The following is a 14,954-nucleotide window of genomic DNA, read 5'->3' on the forward strand; positions in this document are numbered from 1 at the left end:
CGGCGACGACAGCGTCCCTCGCTCCGTTTACGGGGAGAGGATGCCGGCTGGCAGGTGAGGGGCGGCGCTGGCTTTCGAGATTGGCTCGCCCAATGGGAACGCCGCGGTCCCCTATCCCCCCAGCGCCTGCTCCAGATCCGCAATCAGATCATCGCCGTCCTCGATGCCCGCGGACAAGCGCACCAGCGCATCCGATATACCGATCTCCGCCCGCTTCTCGGCCGGGATCGACCCATGCGTCATCAGCGCGGGATGCTCGATCAGGCTTTCCACGCCACCCAGGCTTTCGGCCAGGGTGAACAGCTGCGTCCGCTCGAGGAAGCGTTTCGTGCCGGCGAGGTCGCGATCGAGCACGGCCGTGATCATGCCGCCGAAGGCATGCATCTGCTGGACGGCGATGGCGTGCTGCGGGTGGCTGGCGAGGCCGGGATAGATGACGCGGCGCACGTCCTTGCGGGTTTCCAACCACTGCGCGATCTTGAGGCCGTTGGCGGAATGGCGCTCCATGCGCAGCGCCAGCGTCTTCAAACCACGCAGCGCCAGAAAACTGTCGAACGGGCCGGAAATGGCGCCGATGGCGTTCTGCAGGAATTTCAGCTGGGCGGCGAGGTCCTTGTTGTCGCCGACCACGGCGACGCCGCCGACCATGTCGGAATGGCCGTTGAGATACTTCGTCGTCGAATGGACGACGATGTCGATGCCGAGCTCCAGTGGGCGCTGGATATAGGGGCTGCAGAAAGTGTTGTCGGCGACCGTGAGCACTCCCTTGCGCTTGGCAAGGGCGGCGACACCTTCGAGGTCGACGATGCGCAGCAGCGGGTTGGTCGGCGTCTCGACCCAGAGCAGTTTCGTGTCCGGTCGGATCGCCGCCTCGACGGCGGCAAGGTCGGTGAAATCGACAAAGCTGACCTGCAGATTGGCCGAGCGTTTTCGTACCCGCTCCATCAGGCGGAAGGAGCCGCCATAGATGTCGTCGGTGGCGACGATATGGGCGCCGGAATCGAGCAGCTCCAGCACCGTCGAGATCGCCGCCAGGCCGGACGCGAAGGCGAAGGCTGCCGTGCCGCTTTCGAGATCGGCCACGGCGCGTTCGAAGGCAAAGCGGGTCGGGTTCTGGCTGCGGGCATATTCAAAGCCCTTGTGCACGCCGGGCGACTGCTGGGCATAGGTCGAGGTGGCATAGATCGGCACCATCACCGCGCCGGTCAACGGGTCGTGGCTCTGGCCGCCATGGATGGTGCGGGTGGAAAAGGCCAGGCGGTTCTTGCCAGATACGTTGATGGTCATCGTGCGCGCCTCAAATGGTTGATCAGGTCGATGCGGGTTATCAGGCCGACGAACTCGTCGCCGTCGAAGATGATGGCGACCTCGTTGCGGTCGAACACCGGCAGTAGCGCGTCCAGCGTCTGGCTGGCCTGCAGCGTGTGTAGGTTGGAGGTCATCGCCGTGCGCACCGGGCCGTTGAAGCGCTCCCAGCGGCCGTCATGGGGGCCGTCGACCTTCGCCAGGATGTCGCTTTCGTCGACGATGCCGATAAGCTTGCCATTTTCCAGCACCGGCAATTGCGAGACATCCGAGCGGCGCATGCGGCCATAGGCGTTGAGCAGGCTTTCGTCTGGACCCACGGATACCGTATCGCCGGTGCGATGCGAGCGCATCACCAGGTCGCGCAGATCGCCATGCTGCTCCTGCTCGGCAAGGCCTTGCTCGGCCAGCCAGAAATCGTCGAACACCTTTGACAGATATTTGTTGCCGCTGTCGCAGACGAAGGTGACGACGCGCTTTGGCACCGTCTGCTCACGGCAATAGCGCAGGGCGGCGGACAGCAGCGTGCCCGAGGACGAGCCGGCGAGAATACCTTCCTTCGACAGGAGGTCGCGCACCGCCAGCATGCTCTGCTTGTCGGGGATGGCATAGGCCTTCTTGACCAGCGACAGGTCGGCATTGGGCGGCACGAAATCCTCGCCGATGCCTTCCACGGTCCAGCTGCCGGCCTCTTCCATCTTGCCGGTCTTGATCAGCGGCGCCAGCACCGAGCCCACGGGATCGGCCAGCACCATTTCGGTCTTGGGCGACACTTTGGCGAAGTAGCGGCCAAGCCCGGTCAGCGTGCCGCCCGAGCCGACGCCGACGACCACCGCATCGACGTCGCCATCAAGCTGCGAGAATATCTCGGGACCGGTGGTGGTCTCATGCGCCAGCGGATTGGCCGGGTTGGCGAACTGGTTGGCATAGAAGGCGCCGGGCACTTCCGCCGCGATCTTCTCGGCCATGTCCTGATAGTATTCGGCATGGCCCTTGCCGACATCGGAGCGGGTCATACGCACCTCGGCGCCGAGCGCGCGCAGATGCTGGATTTTTTCGCGCGACATCTTGTCGGGCACGACCAGCACAATGCGGTAGCCCTTGGGGATGCCGACCTGGGCGAGGCCGAGCCCGGTATTGCCGGCCGTCGCCTCGACGATGGTGCCGCCACGCCGCAGCTTGCCCTCCCTCTCGGCGGCGGCAATCATCGACAGCGCGATGCGATCCTTGATCGACCCGCCGGGATTCTGGCTTTCGAGCTTGATGAACAGCCGGCATCTTCCAGTGTCGAATTTGGTCAGCTCGACCACCGGCGTCTGGCCGATCAGGTCGAGAACCGACTTGTAGGGCGGACGCAGGCGGGTGAATGCGCTGTCGGGTGCGGCTGACTTGTGCTCGCTCATGCTCGATGCTCCATGGTCAAGCAGCCGCCTCGGGGCAGAGCGGCAGCCTATCCTCTTTTCCAGCCGTTTGTCGCGGGAAAGAAGATAGATCGTGCCAATCAACCGGCCAGATGCGGAATGAAATTCCAGAATCGCGTTTTGGGCAAATCGCTGCAAGGCCGCGGGGCAGCGCCGATCTCAGCAACAACTCTAAATTAGCCCAGCAGCTGCTTGCTCAGCCTGGCGCATTGAACACGAATGTCCGGAATGGCGTCGATCTCGAAGAACGTGCCGCGCGTCAGCGGGCCGACGGCGAGGATCTTTTTGGATACCGCGCCGTCGCCGGCAATGATTTCGCAATTGGCTGACACATCGAGACCGATCCTCATGGGGTCAGGCCGCGCCAGCCTACGGTCGACCAGCGAGCGCACCACACTGTTCGACGAGGTCGAGATGTCCCGGACGATGCCGCTGCAATCGTAGATGCGGGCCACCTCGAATGTTTCCAGGCGCTGGGTGTGGCGCGACTGGACCTGTACCGCGAACTGGTCATCAGCCTCTATGCCGACCACACGGCCAGCGACAAGCCGAATGCGGCCGGATTGCACGGCTTCGGTCACCCGGGCGTAGACTTCCGGCGCCATGCGATGCCGGTGGATATCCCACCAGGCCTTGGTGTGTTCGACAAAGCGGCGCTTGGCGGACGCGGGCCAATTCTGCCAGATCTTCTGGTTGAACGGCCGCAATCCGTCGACGACGTCGCGCCAGTCCCTGCCTGCCTTCTGGTTCTCCCGGATCAGGTCGCGGAACCATCCGACGAAGTAGGAAAGCTGGGTGCCCAGGGGAATGTCGGCGACGTCGAGCTTGATCGGGTTGCCCTTGCGATGCGGCGACGGCAGCAGGCCGCGCCTGGACACCGCGATGATGTCGCCGCGATGGCCACGCTGCTCGAGCGCCAGGAATGCGTCGACCATGCTCAGGCCCGTGCCCAGCACCATGACGCTGGCTTCGGGGGGAAGCGCGGTATCGGCTTCCGACCCCATCCTTATGGCGTGCCCCTGGGCTGGCATCTCGTCATGGCCGGTTGCCAGAATGGCCAGATGCGCGACGACGCTGGTGCCGTTGGCCAGGGTCACCTCGACGCCGGACGTGGTTGGCGTGATCGACCGGCTTTCCTCGCGGATCAGTCGAAGCCGCCCGGTCTGCTGCTCTCGCGTCTCGAGATCGTCGAGCAATTCGCCGAGGTAGCGGGCATAGACGCTGCGCGGCGCATAGACCGGCGCCTGATCCGCCGTAGCAAGGCCGCGTTCCAGCAGCCAGCGCCAGAAATTGCCGGGATCATCGGCATAGGCGCTCATGCCTGTCGCGGCGACGTTGAGCACATGCGCCGAGAGCAGCGTGGAATAGGCGATGCCCTGGCCGAAATGCGGGCGTTTCTCGATCAGCGTCACACGCAGATCGGGATTGGGCGATTTCAACAGATGCGCGGCCAGCACGACGCCACTGGCGCCGCCGCCGACGATGATGATGGAGTTCGCGCGCCCGGTCATGCGTATGCCAGCCGTGTGCGAAGCGCCAGCGTCAGGCCTGGACCTTCACCGCGACCGGAAGGTCGTCGATGCCCCTCGCGACCGGAAGGTCGTCGAGCCCGATGTCGCGCATCTCGGCGAGGCTGCGGTTGTCCAGCACTTCGGCAATTGCCTGCCTCACTTCCAGCATCAGGTGTCGGACTTGGCATGTCGCCTCATTGCAGTCTTCACAGCGCTGGTACTGGGTGCGGCTGGCGCAGGGAATGGGGGCCAGCGGCCCGTCGAGGACGCGCACGGCGTGGCCGACCTTGATTTCATCGGCCGGCCGGGCGAGGCGATAGCCGCCATCCTTGCCCTTGCGGCTCTGGACGAAGCCGGCATTGCGCAACTCGCCCAGGATGGCATCGAGGAATTTCTTCGGGATATTGTTGGCCACCGCAATGTCGTTGACGAAAGCAAGCTCTCCGGCGGGCAGCTGCGCGAGATGAACGAGCGCCTTGAGGCCGTACTTGCCCTTTTTTGTGAGCATGAAATCAAAATTTCTCTGTCATGCGAAGGCATAAGGCCATCCGCGTCAAAATCCTGGGTGCTCCGGTGGATCGCCACCAGGGCCAGCCCACCTTCATAGATAAATTCTAGCGACATTGTCTACAAGCCAAGAAAGGTTGATTTTGCTTCGTTTTCAGGCCGTCGTGGCCATTTTAACCGGACTTTGTGCCATCCAGGACACAGAAATGCGGCGGAGCGCCCAATCGCTTGGCGCCAAGGCCCTGAGAGCATCGGTTACCTGCATCAGCACTGGTAAGCTCGGAGGCCGATGCGTGCCGCGGCGATCGCAGATCGCGTGCTTGTTGCTCATCGTCCTCTCCAATTCCCTTATGTCGATAAGAATACTATACTTACCCTCTAACACGTGGAAAGCGTTTTCAATTGCTTTGCGGAAAATGGCAGGAATTTGCCAGATCGGCCATCGGAATGGAAAATTGCCGACGGCATCGATCGCGGACGTCGGGGCGGCGATGCAGAAAGGCATTGCATCTCCATGAGTAGCGTATACCCGGTCTGCCGGCGATCGGGCGAAGACGCCTTGGCGGCCGCCGAATCCGCTTTGAATGCCCGCCACAGGTTACTTTTTTCCAATGGCCCGGCTTCGACTAGAAGGATTTAACTCTACAACGGCGATAGAATTAACCGACTATGGATGGGCAATCCGGTTTTCCCTGTTTTCACGGAGCCTTTCATGCCCACCATTTCGCGACGCATCATTCTCCTGTCGTCGGCGGCATTTGCCGGTGCCGCCTTCCTCGGCCCGGCCGAAGCGCAGGACCTCAAGATCACCATCGGCTACCAGACGGTCGTCGAACCCTCGAAAGTGCCGCAAGCCGACGGTACCTATGAAAAGGCGACGAAGGCTGTCATCGACTGGCGGAAATTCGATTCCGGCGCCGACGTCATTGCCGCCGTTGCTTCCGGCTCGGTCGATATCGGCTATGTCGGGTCGAGCCCGCTGGCGGCGGCGGCCAGCCGCGAGCTTCCCATCCAGACCATTTATGTCGTCGGCCTGATCGGCGAATCCGAAGCGCTTGTCGCCCGCAATGGCGCCGGCGTCGAGAAGGTCGCCGATCTCGCCGGCAAGAAAGTCGCCGTGCCCTTCGTCTCGACGACGCATTACAGCCTGCTCGCCGCGCTGAAGCACGAGAATGTCGACCCGAAGTCGGTGCAGATCCTCAATCTGCGGCCGCCGGAAATCGCGGCTGCCTTCGCGCGCGGCGACATCGACGCGGCCTATGTCTGGGACCCGGCGCTCGGCCAGATCAAGACGACGGGCAAGGTCGTACTGGATTCCTCGCAGGTCGCCGCATGGGGTGCGCCGACCTTCGACGCCTGGATCGTACGGACCGACTTTGCCGAGAAGAATCCGGAAGCCGTGCGCGACTTCGTCAAGGTGACGGGCGCAGCCTATGCCGAGTACCTCACCAAGCCGGATGCGTGGTCGGTGTCATCGCCACAAGCCGCGGAGATCGCCAAGGTCACCGGCGCCAAGCTGGAGGAGGTGCCGCAGTTGCTCAAGGGCTATGTCTTCCCGACGCTCGAGGAGCAGGCATCGGACAAGTTCCTGGGCGGCGGCACGGTCAAGGCGATCGAGGCCGCATCCGCCTTCCTCAAGGAACAAGGCAAGATCGACGCCGTGTTGCCCGATTACTCGAAATACGTCTCGTCGAAATACGTGACCCAGGCGCTGGCCTCGAACTGAACGCGCGCGGTTCTCTTCCCTGACGCCGCGTGCTGCCTGCCCCGGACCCACCGACGAGGAGTGGTCCGGGGCAGGTGGATTTCCATCCGATGTTCTGCGAGGGCCTGATGCCGCATCTCGTGCTTGACAGAGTTTCCGTCCATTATGAGGGCCAGGCGGCCCCCGCCGTGGAGCGGGTGTCGATCGATGTCGCCAAGGGCGATTTCGTCGTGCTTGTCGGCCGCTCGGGCTGTGGAAAGACCTCGCTGCTCAATGTCGCCGCCGGCCTGGTCGCGCCGGCGCGCGGGAGTGCTGCCATCAACGGCAAGCCGATCACCTCGCCGGGCTCGGACCGGGCCGTGGTCTTCCAGAACGATGCGTTGTTTCCCTGGCTGACGGCGCGCGAGAACGTCGCCTTCGCGCTGCGGCTGCGCGGCATCCCGCAACGCGAGCGGGCACGCCGCGCCGATGAGCTTCTGGCACTGGTGAAGCTCACCGATGCCGGCGACAAGCACATCTGGGAGCTTTCCGGCGGCATGCGCCAGCGCGTCGGTCTCGCACGGGCGCTGGCTGCCGAACCCGAATTCCTGCTGCTCGACGAACCGCTTGGCGCGCTCGATGCCCTGACGCGCGAGCGCATGCAGACGACGTTGCTCGACCTCTGGACCGCAAGCCATGTCGGCGTGCTGATGGTTACGCATGGCATCGAGGAGGCACTTGTGCTCGCCACCCGCATCGTCGTGCTGGCTCCCGGACCGGGTCGCGTGGTGCGGACTTTCGAGCCCGGCTTCAGCCGGCGTTACGCGGCCGGCGAAGCCATTCGCGCGATCAAGGCCGACCCGGCTTTCGCGGCGGCGCGCGGCGAGTTGACCGATGCGATCTTCGAGGGAGAGGCGGCATGACCATTTCTTCCTACACGGAACGGCCGAGCCACAAGATCGATGAGGCCGAAGGCCTGTCGGTGCCATGGTCGCGACCAAGCCCGACGCGCCGGGGTGTTTCGGCGCGCATGGTCAGCGCCGTCACCATCCTGGCGGTGCTGGCCATATGGGCGCTGTCCGCCCGCCTGCAGCTGGTGTCGCCGGTGTTCCTGCCGTCGCCCGTTGCCGTGTGGAACAAATTCATCGTGGTGGCCCGCGACGGCTTCGTCGACGCGACGCTCGCCCAGCATATCATCGCCAGTCTGGGCCGGGTGTTTGCCGCGCTGATCGCGGCCATCGTCGTTGGTGTTCCCGTCGGGCTGGCCATCGGCATCAGCACGATCGGCCGCGGCATCTTCGATCCGCTGCTGGAATTCCTGCGGCCGATTCCGCCGCTCGCCTATCTGCCGCTGGTCATCATCTGGTTCGGCATCGGCGAGCCGTCGAAGATCCTGGTGATCGCCATCGCCATGCTGGCGCCGGTGGCGCTGTCGACCGCCTCTGGCGTTCGCGGCGTCTCGCAGGAGCGCGTCAATGCGGCCCGTTCGCTCGGTGCGACGCGGGTGCAGGTGATCCGGCTTGTCATCCTGCCCAGTGCGCTGCCCGCGATCCTGACGGGCTTGCGCATCGCGCTTGGCGCTGGCTGGTCGACACTGGTCGCCGCCGAACTGGTGGCCGCGACGCGCGGGCTTGGCTTCATGATCCAGTCAGCCGCCCAGTTCCTCGTCACCGACGTGGTGGTGATGGGCATACTGGTGATCGCGGCCATCGCCTTCGTGCTCGAATTCACCATCCGCAGGATCGAGCGCGTGCTCGTCCCGTGGGCGGGACGTGACTGATCGGAACCAGGAGAGATGGCAATGACGCATTCCACAGCAGTGCTGTTTGCCCAGCTGGGCGCCTGGCTTCGCCTGCCCAGGCCAAGCGACAGACCGTCATCCGACAGCGAGGCCCGCTCGCCGGCGCCAGTGCATTGGGATGCCGAGCGCAACCGCCTGCCGCCGCGCGACGAGAGCTTCTACTGGGCATGGCAATATTGGTCTCAGTGACGCTCCGTCCCGATTTGCGCCTCGCTTAGGCTCTTTGCGGAAAACAATTCCAAAGGACCCCGGCAAGTAGCAAAATCGTTTCTCTACTAAATTTATAGACCTACCTAGCCTTATCCCGGTTCCGGCCGGGCGGGAGATTTCCCGCGCTGGTTCCGCATTGAAGGAGTGGGATCATGTTCAATCTGACGCGACGTGCTTTCGGCGCCGGCCTGCTGGCCGCAAGCATCGGCCTTTCATACGGCGCCACGGCGCAGGAGCTGAAACAGCTCAACATCGGCTACCAGAAAACCGGGCTGCCGGTGATCGCCAGGCAGCAGCAGGTGATCGAGAAGGCGCTGAGCGACCAGGGCATCACGGTGAAGTGGGTCGAATTCTCGGCCGGACCGCCGCTGGTGGAGGCCTTGAATGTCGGCGCCGTCAATGTCGGCTGGACCGGCGATGCACCGCCGATCTTCGGCCAATCCGCCGGAGCCAACATCGTCTATGCGGCGGCGCTGCCCTCCAATGGCGACGGCGAGGCGATCTTCGTCAAGCCGGCGTCGCCCGTCCAGTCGGTCGCGGACCTCAAGGGCAAACGGGTCGGCGTCGGCAAAGGCACCAGCGCGCACAATCTGCTCGTCGCGGCGCTGGAAAAGGCAGGCATTCCTTTCGATCAGATCACACCGGTCTATCTCAGCCCGGCGGATGCGGCCGCCGCCTTCGCCAGCGACCAGATCGATGCATGGGCCGTCTGGGATCCCTTCTTCGCCATCGCCGAGACGCGTTATCAGCCGCGCGTTCTGGCGCGTTCCAGCGACGTGCTCAAGGTGAACACCTATTTCATCGCCAACAAGGATTTCGCCAAGGCGCATCCGGAGGTCGTCACCTCGACCATCGCCGCCCTCGGCGAAGCAGCGAAATGGGCTGACCAGAACCGCGACAAGGTGGCCGCCGCCCTGCATGAGGTGACCGGGGTGCCGCTCGACGCACAGACGATCGCCGCCAACCGCAGCAAATTCGGCATCTTCCCGATCACCGACGAGATCATCGCCGGCCAGCAGGCAACCGCCGACCGCTTCTACAAGCTCGGCCTGATCCCGAATGCGGTCCGGATCTCCGACGCCGTGTGGACGGCACCGGGCAACTGATCCTTTACCAGGCAGCGCCGGAAACGCCGGCGCGCCTTGCCGTTTGCGCCTGAATCCCAGGAGGTCCGACATGACTCTGCCCGCCAACACCGCGCCGCTCGATTTCTTCTGGTTCATCCCGACGCATGGCGACGGCTCCTATCTCGGCTCGGAGGAGCAGCAGCGCCCGCCCGAGTTCGGCTACTTCAAGGAGATCGCGCAGGCAGTCGACCGGCTCGGTTTTCCCGGCGTGCTGTTGCCGACCGGGCAGAATTGCGAGGATTCCTGGATCACCGCCACCGGGCTCGCGACGCTGACCGATAAGCTCAAATTCCTGGTCGCGCTCAGGCCAGGCGTGACGCTGCCGACCTTCGCCGCGCGGCAGACCGCGGCCCTCGACCGGCTGAGCAACGGCCGCCTGCTGCTCAATGTCGTGGTCGGCGGCAACCCGACGGAACTCGCCGGCGACGGCGTCTTCCTGCCGCATGACGAGCGCTATGCCCAGGCGCATGAATTCCTGACCATCTGGCGCGCGCTGGTATCCGGCGAACGCGTCAATTTCGACGGCAAATATTACCGTGTCGAGAACGGCCGCCTCGACCTTCCGCCGCTGCAGGAGCGGCCGCCGCTCTATTTCGGCGGATCGTCCGATGCCGGGCAGGAACTGGCCGCCGATCTGGTCGACATGTACCTGACCTGGGGCGAGCCGCCGGCGCAGGTCGCCGAGAAGATTGCCGCGGCGCGCCAGAAGGCGGCGCGGCGCGGCCGTAGCCTGCGTTTCGGCATCAGGCTGCATTTCATCGTGCGCGAAACCGAGGACGAAGCCTGGCGCGCCGCCGAGCGGCTGATCCGCCACGTCACCGACGCCCAGATCGAGAATGCGCAGGCGCGTTTCCTCAACCAGATGGACTCCGTCGGCCAGCGCCGCATGGCCGAACTGCATGGCGGTCGCCGCGACAGGCTGGTCGTCTCGCCCAACCTTTGGGCCGGCGTCGGCCTGGTGCGCGGCGGCGCCGGCACCGCCCTGGTCGGCACGCCCGAGCAGATCACGGAGCGCATCCGCGAGTATCAGGCGATCGGCATCGACACCATCATCGGCTCCGGCTACCCGCATTTGGAGGAAGCCTACCGCGTCGCCGAGCTGCTGTTTCCAAAACTCGGGCTCGGCACCAAACGGCAAAGGACGCGCGAGGACATCGCCAACGAATTCTCCGTCGGCTTTCACGGCGCCCATCGGCTGCAGGCGTCGTCATGAGCTTCAGCGCGCGCCTCGGCAGGAACAGCATCGGCTGGCTGTTGCCGGTGCTGATCGTCGCCGGATGGGAGATCGCGTCGCGCGCGGGCGTCATGTCGCCGAACGTGTTGCCAGCGCCCAGCGCCGTCGCCGAGGCCTTCTGGCGGTTGACGCTGTCCGGCGAACTGATCCGCAACATCGGTGTCAGCACCACGCGGGCGCTCGCCGGTTTCGCCATAGGCGGCTCGATCGGCTTTGCGCTCGGCCTTGCCAACGGACTGTCGGCGCTGAGCCGCGGCTTGACCGACACCACGCTACAGATGATCCGCAACATCCCGCATCTGGCACTGATCCCGCTGGTCATCCTGTGGTTCGGAATCGACGAGGAAGCCAAACTGTTCCTGGTGGCGCTCGGCGTGTTCTTTCCGATCTACGTCAACACGCTGCTCGGCATCCAGAGCGTCGACCCGCAGCTGGTCGAGATGGGCCGCGTTTACGGCATGGACCGCCGCGCGCTATTCTTCCGGGTGATCCTGCCCGGCGCGCTGCCGGCGATCTTCGTCGGCCTGCGCTATGCGCTGGGCATCATGTGGCTGACGTTGATCGTCGCCGAAACCGTCTCGGCCAGTTCAGGCCTTGGCTACATGGCCATGCAGGCGCGCGAATTCCTGCTGATCGATGTCGTGGTGCTGTCGATCGTGATCTACGCGCTGCTCGGCAAGCTCGCCGACAGCCTTGCCCGCCTGCTCGAGCGGCTGTCGCTGAGCTGGCATCCCGCCTTCCAGAACGTGTGAGGGTTTTCGATGCCTGCCGCCAGCCTCGCCGCCGTCCGCTCATTCGTCACCGCGCCACAAGTGCCGCCGACGCAGGCCGTCGAAAGAAAGCGCGCCTTTGCCTTCAAGGGCGCGGGCAAGCGCTTTGGCGACAAGGTGGTGCTGGACGGCATCGATCTGGAGGTGCCGGTCGGGCAATTCCTCGCCGTTATCGGCAAGAGCGGCTGCGGCAAGAGCACATTGCTGCGGCTGCTGGCCGGACTTGACCGGCCCACGGCCGGATCGCTGGCATTCGGCGTGGAAGAAGAAGGGCACAGCCGCACGCGCTTCATGTTCCAGGAGCCACGTCTGCTGCCCTGGGCCAGCGTGGTCGGAAATGTGGAGGTTGGCCTGACGGGCATCGCCTCCGGGGCCGAGGTGCGAGACCGCGCGCTCGCCATTCTCGGCGAGGTCGGCCTCGCCGACCGTGCCGATGAGTGGCCTTCGGTGCTGTCCGGTGGCCAGAAGCAGCGCGTGGCACTGGCGCGCGCCCTGGTCGGCCACCCACAGATCCTGGCGCTCGACGAACCGCTGGGCGCGCTCGATGCCCTGACCCGCATCGAGATGCAACAGCTTCTGGAACGTATCTGGATCGTGCAGAAATTCACGGCGGTGCTGGTCACGCATGACGTGGCCGAGGCTGTCGCGCTGGCCGATCGGGTTGTGGTGATCCGTGATGGCAGGATCGCTTTGGACCTGGAGGTGCCGGTGGCGCGGCCGCGCCGGCGCGGTTCATCCGAGCTCGCCCACCTGGAAGGCAAGATCCTGGACCAGCTGTTTGGATAGGCTGTCGTAAGCAGGGCATTCGGGGTTGGTTGCGGCGGCGGCGCGATTAACGAGCGGCTTCCCCCACTCCGTCGCTGCTTCGCAGCGCCACCTCTCCCTATCGGTTCGCCCATGCCAGGCCCGCCAGGCCGACCACCATGGTGACGATGCCGATATAGAGCCATTGCGACTGGCCGGTCATGAAGCTTCCCCCGACAAGGCCGATGCCCTGCAGCGCCCAGAGCGCGCCGATGGCAAGCACAATCAAGGCCAGCAGATTTCTGATCAATCTCATTGCCGAAGTCTCCTTCTCAAGTCGATTGTGAGCTGCGCGCGCACCGCGATGAAAGAGCCAAAGGAAGCTGCCAATCCGTCTTTGGCTCTACTTGCACATTAACGTCTGATCCGGCCGAAGACATCCCGAATATCGGCGCGAAACTCATCAAGGATTCGTAACTTTCTCGGGGAAAATCCCTGACAGACTGTTTCCCCATGACTCCAAACGTGTGCCCTCGCCACGGAACCGCCAGATCACTGCCGCATTTCATGCCTTATTCGCCACCTAACGGATTGGCCTGTCAAAAACGGAGCCCCTCCTCAAAGATGAAGAAAACGAACCAGACCGCGCTTGTCGCGGTGACGATAGCTGCTGGCCTGTTGGTCGGCGGTGCATCCGCCTCAGCCGGCGCCGCCCAGTGCGGCCGCGCCTCCTGGTATTCACTGCACTCCAGGACCGCATCCGGCGAGCGCATGAACCCCTCGGCACTGACGGCCGCCCACCGCACCTTGCCCTTTGGCACCAAGCTGAAGGTCACCAACAAGAGCAATGGCCGCAGCGTCGTGGTGCGCATCAACGACCGCGGTCCCTTCATCAAGGGCCGTGTCCTCGACCTGTCGAAGGGCGCCGCCAATCAGCTGGGTTTCATCAGTTCGGGCCAGACCGCCGTTTGCATGGCGCGTGTCTGATGGTTTGAGTGTCCGGCCTCGGCCGGACACTTCGCAGCTGCACAATGAGCCGGCTGCCCCCGTTCAAAGCGGATTCTCAACGCCTTGGACCAAAGAACGAGCAGTGATTACCCGACGTAACGTATTGCGTCGCAGCAATTAGTTGTTAACTTCGCCGCGAGACATTCAAGGCTCGGCGCTGCCCGTCGTCCCTTCGGTCGCACGCAGCAGCGGGGTTCTCGATGTTCTACCAGCTCTACGAAATGAACCATGCGGCCTTGCAGCCGGCCCGGCTCTATGCCGACGCGGTGCGGATGCTCTACACCAATCCGCTCAATCCGTTTTCGCACACGCCCTGGGGCCGCTCGGTCGCGGCAACAGCCGAACTGTTCGAACGCACCACGCGCCGCTACGGCAAGCCGCATTTCGGTCTGACGAAAACCGTGGTCGACTGGAAAAGCGTCGACGTCGTCGAAAAGACCGTCTGGTCGCGGCCCTTCTGCAATCTGGTCCGCTTCGAGCGTTCTATTCCCGAAGGACGCCGGGCGGATCCGAAGCTGTTGATCGTAGCGCCGATGTCCGGCCACTATGCAACGCTGCTGCGCGGCACCGTCGAAGCGATGCTGCCCTATGCCGACGTGCACATCACCGACTGGGTCGATGCGCGCATGGTGCCGCTGTCGGACGGTAGCTTCGATCTCGACGATTATATCGACTACGTCATCGACATGCTGCATGCGCTGGGTCCCGATACCCATGTCATGGCGGTGTGCCAGCCCTCGGTTCCGGTGCTGGCGGCGGTGGCCCTGATGGAGACGAAGGGCGATCCCTTCGTGCCCTCGACGATGACATTGATGGGTGGGCCGATCGACACGCGCCGCAACCCGACTGCCGTCAACCTGCTGGCGCAGGAAAAGGGCATCGACTGGTTCCGCGACAATGTCATCATGAATGCGCCGTGGCCGGTGCCCGGCTTCGGCCGCGAGGTCTATCCCGGCTTCCTGCAGCTTTCGGGCTTCATGAGCATGAACCTCGATCGCCACATCATCGCCCACAAGGACTTCTTCATGCACCTTGTGAAGCATGATGGCGACAATGCCGAAAAGCACCGCGACTTCTACGACGAATATCTGGCGGTGATGGATCTGACGGCGGAATTCTACCTGCAAACCGTCGACACCGTGTTTGTGCGCCAGGCCTTGCCGAAGGGCGAGATGACGCATCGCGGCACGAAGATCGATCCTTCGGCGATCCGCAACGTGGCGCTGTTCACGGTCGAGGGTGAGAACGACGACATTTCAGGCCTCGGCCAGACCAAGGCGGCACAGGATCTCTGCGTCAACATCCCCGCCGACAAGAAGGCTCACTACATGCAGCCGGCCGTCGGCCATTACGGTGTCTTCAACGGCTCGCGCTTCCGTTCCGAAATCGTGCCGCGCATCGTCGATTTCATCACCAGTTACGGCCGCCAGGACCGCGTTGCCGTGAAGCCGAAGCTGGTGCGCACCGCCAAGAGGTAAGCGAAGTCTTCTTCGACTTGGCGTCGAACGTTGTTGCAGTTCCGTGAATGGAGCTGTTGCGCGACCGGCTGCTGTCATCCCCAGCCAAGTAACCATGCCACCAATCGGACCGACGTCTGAATTGACACGGACTGTAAATCGCCCTTAACGTTTC

The 14,954-nt window shown here is 64.0% G+C and carries 16 protein-coding genes; 10 read left to right on the forward strand and 6 right to left on the reverse strand.

Annotated elements, in window-relative coordinates; genetic code table 11:
- Positions 1-111: 111 nt before the first annotated feature.
- The 5 genes from ABVQ20_RS23685 to ABVQ20_RS23705 form a co-directional block, all read right to left on the reverse strand.
- Entirely contained in the window at positions 112-1,287 is a 1,176-nt protein-coding gene (locus tag ABVQ20_RS23685; RefSeq protein ID WP_354461890.1) for a trans-sulfuration enzyme family protein, read from the reverse strand.
- Entirely contained in the window at positions 1,284-2,708 is a 1,425-nt protein-coding gene (locus ABVQ20_RS23690; RefSeq protein WP_354461891.1) for a pyridoxal-phosphate dependent enzyme, read from the reverse strand. The genes ABVQ20_RS23685 and ABVQ20_RS23690 overlap by 4 nt, the downstream gene beginning before the upstream one ends.
- A 194-nt stretch (positions 2,709-2,902) precedes the next feature.
- The gene (locus ABVQ20_RS23695; protein ID WP_354461892.1) at positions 2,903-4,237 is read right to left on the reverse strand and encodes an FAD/NAD(P)-binding protein; all 1,335 of its coding nucleotides are present in this window, start codon (positions 4,235-4,237) and stop codon (positions 2,903-2,905) included.
- A 31-nt stretch (positions 4,238-4,268) separates the two neighbouring features.
- Positions 4,269-4,745, reverse strand: a complete 477-nt coding sequence (locus ABVQ20_RS23700; RefSeq protein ID WP_354461893.1) for an RrF2 family transcriptional regulator — start codon at positions 4,743-4,745, stop codon at positions 4,269-4,271.
- Between the two features lie 153 nt (positions 4,746-4,898).
- The gene (locus ABVQ20_RS23705) at positions 4,899-5,249 is read right to left on the reverse strand and encodes a hypothetical protein (RefSeq protein ID WP_354461894.1); all 351 of its coding nucleotides are present in this window, start codon (positions 5,247-5,249) and stop codon (positions 4,899-4,901) included.
- Between the two features lie 207 nt (positions 5,250-5,456).
- Here ABVQ20_RS23705 and tauA point away from each other — a divergent pair, with 207 nt between their 5' ends.
- The 8 genes from tauA (at position 5,457) to ABVQ20_RS23745 (ending at position 12,356) form a co-directional block, all read left to right on the forward strand.
- On the forward strand, positions 5,457-6,470 hold the full coding sequence (gene tauA, locus ABVQ20_RS23710; RefSeq protein WP_354461895.1) for a taurine ABC transporter substrate-binding protein: 1,014 nt from the start codon (positions 5,457-5,459) through the stop codon (positions 6,468-6,470).
- Between the two features lie 107 nt (positions 6,471-6,577).
- On the forward strand, positions 6,578-7,351 hold the full coding sequence (locus ABVQ20_RS23715; RefSeq protein WP_354462258.1) for a taurine ABC transporter ATP-binding protein: 774 nt from the start codon (positions 6,578-6,580) through the stop codon (positions 7,349-7,351).
- The gene (locus ABVQ20_RS23720) at positions 7,348-8,208 is read left to right on the forward strand and encodes an ABC transporter permease subunit (protein ID WP_354461896.1); all 861 of its coding nucleotides are present in this window, start codon (positions 7,348-7,350) and stop codon (positions 8,206-8,208) included. The genes ABVQ20_RS23715 and ABVQ20_RS23720 overlap by 4 nt, the downstream gene beginning before the upstream one ends.
- A gap of 21 nt (positions 8,209-8,229) precedes the next feature.
- A complete protein-coding gene (locus ABVQ20_RS23725; protein WP_354461897.1) occupies positions 8,230-8,418 on the forward strand; it encodes a hypothetical protein in 189 nt (62 codons plus the stop codon).
- Positions 8,419-8,591: 173 nt separating this feature from the next.
- Positions 8,592-9,545, forward strand: a complete 954-nt coding sequence (locus ABVQ20_RS23730; protein WP_354461898.1) for a sulfonate ABC transporter substrate-binding protein — start codon at positions 8,592-8,594, stop codon at positions 9,543-9,545.
- A 70-nt stretch (positions 9,546-9,615) separates the two neighbouring features.
- Positions 9,616-10,779 (forward strand): FMNH2-dependent alkanesulfonate monooxygenase, encoded by a 1,164-nt coding sequence (gene ssuD / locus ABVQ20_RS23735; protein ID WP_354461899.1) that lies wholly within the window; start codon positions 9,616-9,618, stop codon positions 10,777-10,779.
- A complete protein-coding gene (locus tag ABVQ20_RS23740) occupies positions 10,776-11,552 on the forward strand; it encodes an ABC transporter permease subunit (RefSeq protein WP_354461900.1) in 777 nt (258 codons plus the stop codon). The genes ssuD and ABVQ20_RS23740 overlap by 4 nt, the downstream gene beginning before the upstream one ends.
- A gap of 9 nt (positions 11,553-11,561) precedes the next feature.
- Positions 11,562-12,356 (forward strand): ATP-binding cassette domain-containing protein, encoded by a 795-nt coding sequence (locus tag ABVQ20_RS23745; protein ID WP_354461901.1) that lies wholly within the window; start codon positions 11,562-11,564, stop codon positions 12,354-12,356.
- Positions 12,357-12,453: 97 nt separating this feature from the next.
- Here ABVQ20_RS23745 and ABVQ20_RS23750 read toward each other — a convergent pair whose 3' ends face one another.
- Positions 12,454-12,630 (reverse strand): hypothetical protein, encoded by a 177-nt coding sequence (locus ABVQ20_RS23750; RefSeq protein WP_354461902.1) that lies wholly within the window; start codon positions 12,628-12,630, stop codon positions 12,454-12,456.
- A gap of 308 nt (positions 12,631-12,938) precedes the next feature.
- Between ABVQ20_RS23750 and ABVQ20_RS23755 the strand changes: the two genes are divergently transcribed.
- Both ABVQ20_RS23755 and ABVQ20_RS23760 read left to right on the forward strand, forming a co-directional pair.
- The gene (locus ABVQ20_RS23755) at positions 12,939-13,301 is read left to right on the forward strand and encodes a septal ring lytic transglycosylase RlpA family protein (RefSeq protein ID WP_354461903.1); all 363 of its coding nucleotides are present in this window, start codon (positions 12,939-12,941) and stop codon (positions 13,299-13,301) included.
- A gap of 221 nt (positions 13,302-13,522) precedes the next feature.
- Complete coding sequence (locus tag ABVQ20_RS23760; RefSeq protein ID WP_354461904.1) at positions 13,523-14,800, forward strand: polyhydroxyalkanoate depolymerase; 1,278 nt, start codon at positions 13,523-13,525, stop codon at positions 14,798-14,800.
- The last annotated feature ends 154 nt before the right edge of the window (positions 14,801-14,954 follow it).

This window comes from Mesorhizobium shangrilense (assembly GCF_040537815.1).
In the GTDB taxonomy this organism is placed as follows: domain Bacteria; phylum Pseudomonadota; class Alphaproteobacteria; order Rhizobiales; family Rhizobiaceae; genus Mesorhizobium; species Mesorhizobium shangrilense.

What these genes read in the sequence shown, in the direction of transcription:
- ABVQ20_RS23730 (WP_354461898.1), top strand. Translation starts at nt 8,592, where the DNA reads ATGTTCAATCTGACGCGACGTGCTTTCGGCGCCGGCCTGCTGGCCGCA.
- tauA (WP_354461895.1), top strand. Translation starts at nt 5,457, where the DNA reads ATGCCCACCATTTCGCGACGCATCATTCTCCTGTCGTCGGCGGCATTT.
- ABVQ20_RS23695 (WP_354461892.1), bottom strand. Translation starts at nt 4,237, where the DNA reads ATGACCGGGCGCGCGAACTCCATCATCATCGTCGGCGGCGGCGCCAGT.
- ABVQ20_RS23760 (WP_354461904.1), top strand. Translation starts at nt 13,523, where the DNA reads ATGTTCTACCAGCTCTACGAAATGAACCATGCGGCCTTGCAGCCGGCC.
- ABVQ20_RS23755 (WP_354461903.1), top strand. Translation starts at nt 12,939, where the DNA reads ATGAAGAAAACGAACCAGACCGCGCTTGTCGCGGTGACGATAGCTGCT.
- ABVQ20_RS23745 (WP_354461901.1), top strand. Translation starts at nt 11,562, where the DNA reads ATGCCTGCCGCCAGCCTCGCCGCCGTCCGCTCATTCGTCACCGCGCCA.
- ABVQ20_RS23715 (WP_354462258.1), top strand. Translation starts at nt 6,578, where the DNA reads ATGCCGCATCTCGTGCTTGACAGAGTTTCCGTCCATTATGAGGGCCAG.
- ABVQ20_RS23690 (WP_354461891.1), bottom strand. Translation starts at nt 2,708, where the DNA reads ATGAGCGAGCACAAGTCAGCCGCACCCGACAGCGCATTCACCCGCCTG.
- ABVQ20_RS23740 (WP_354461900.1), top strand. Translation starts at nt 10,776, where the DNA reads ATGAGCTTCAGCGCGCGCCTCGGCAGGAACAGCATCGGCTGGCTGTTG.
- ABVQ20_RS23720 (WP_354461896.1), top strand. Translation starts at nt 7,348, where the DNA reads ATGACCATTTCTTCCTACACGGAACGGCCGAGCCACAAGATCGATGAG.
- ABVQ20_RS23750 (WP_354461902.1), bottom strand. Translation starts at nt 12,630, where the DNA reads ATGAGATTGATCAGAAATCTGCTGGCCTTGATTGTGCTTGCCATCGGC.
- ABVQ20_RS23725 (WP_354461897.1), top strand. Translation starts at nt 8,230, where the DNA reads ATGACGCATTCCACAGCAGTGCTGTTTGCCCAGCTGGGCGCCTGGCTT.
- ABVQ20_RS23700 (WP_354461893.1), bottom strand. Translation starts at nt 4,745, where the DNA reads ATGCTCACAAAAAAGGGCAAGTACGGCCTCAAGGCGCTCGTTCATCTC.
- ABVQ20_RS23685 (WP_354461890.1), bottom strand. Translation starts at nt 1,287, where the DNA reads ATGACCATCAACGTATCTGGCAAGAACCGCCTGGCCTTTTCCACCCGC.
- ABVQ20_RS23705 (WP_354461894.1), bottom strand. Translation starts at nt 5,249, where the DNA reads ATGCCTTTCTGCATCGCCGCCCCGACGTCCGCGATCGATGCCGTCGGC.
- ssuD (WP_354461899.1), top strand. Translation starts at nt 9,616, where the DNA reads ATGACTCTGCCCGCCAACACCGCGCCGCTCGATTTCTTCTGGTTCATC.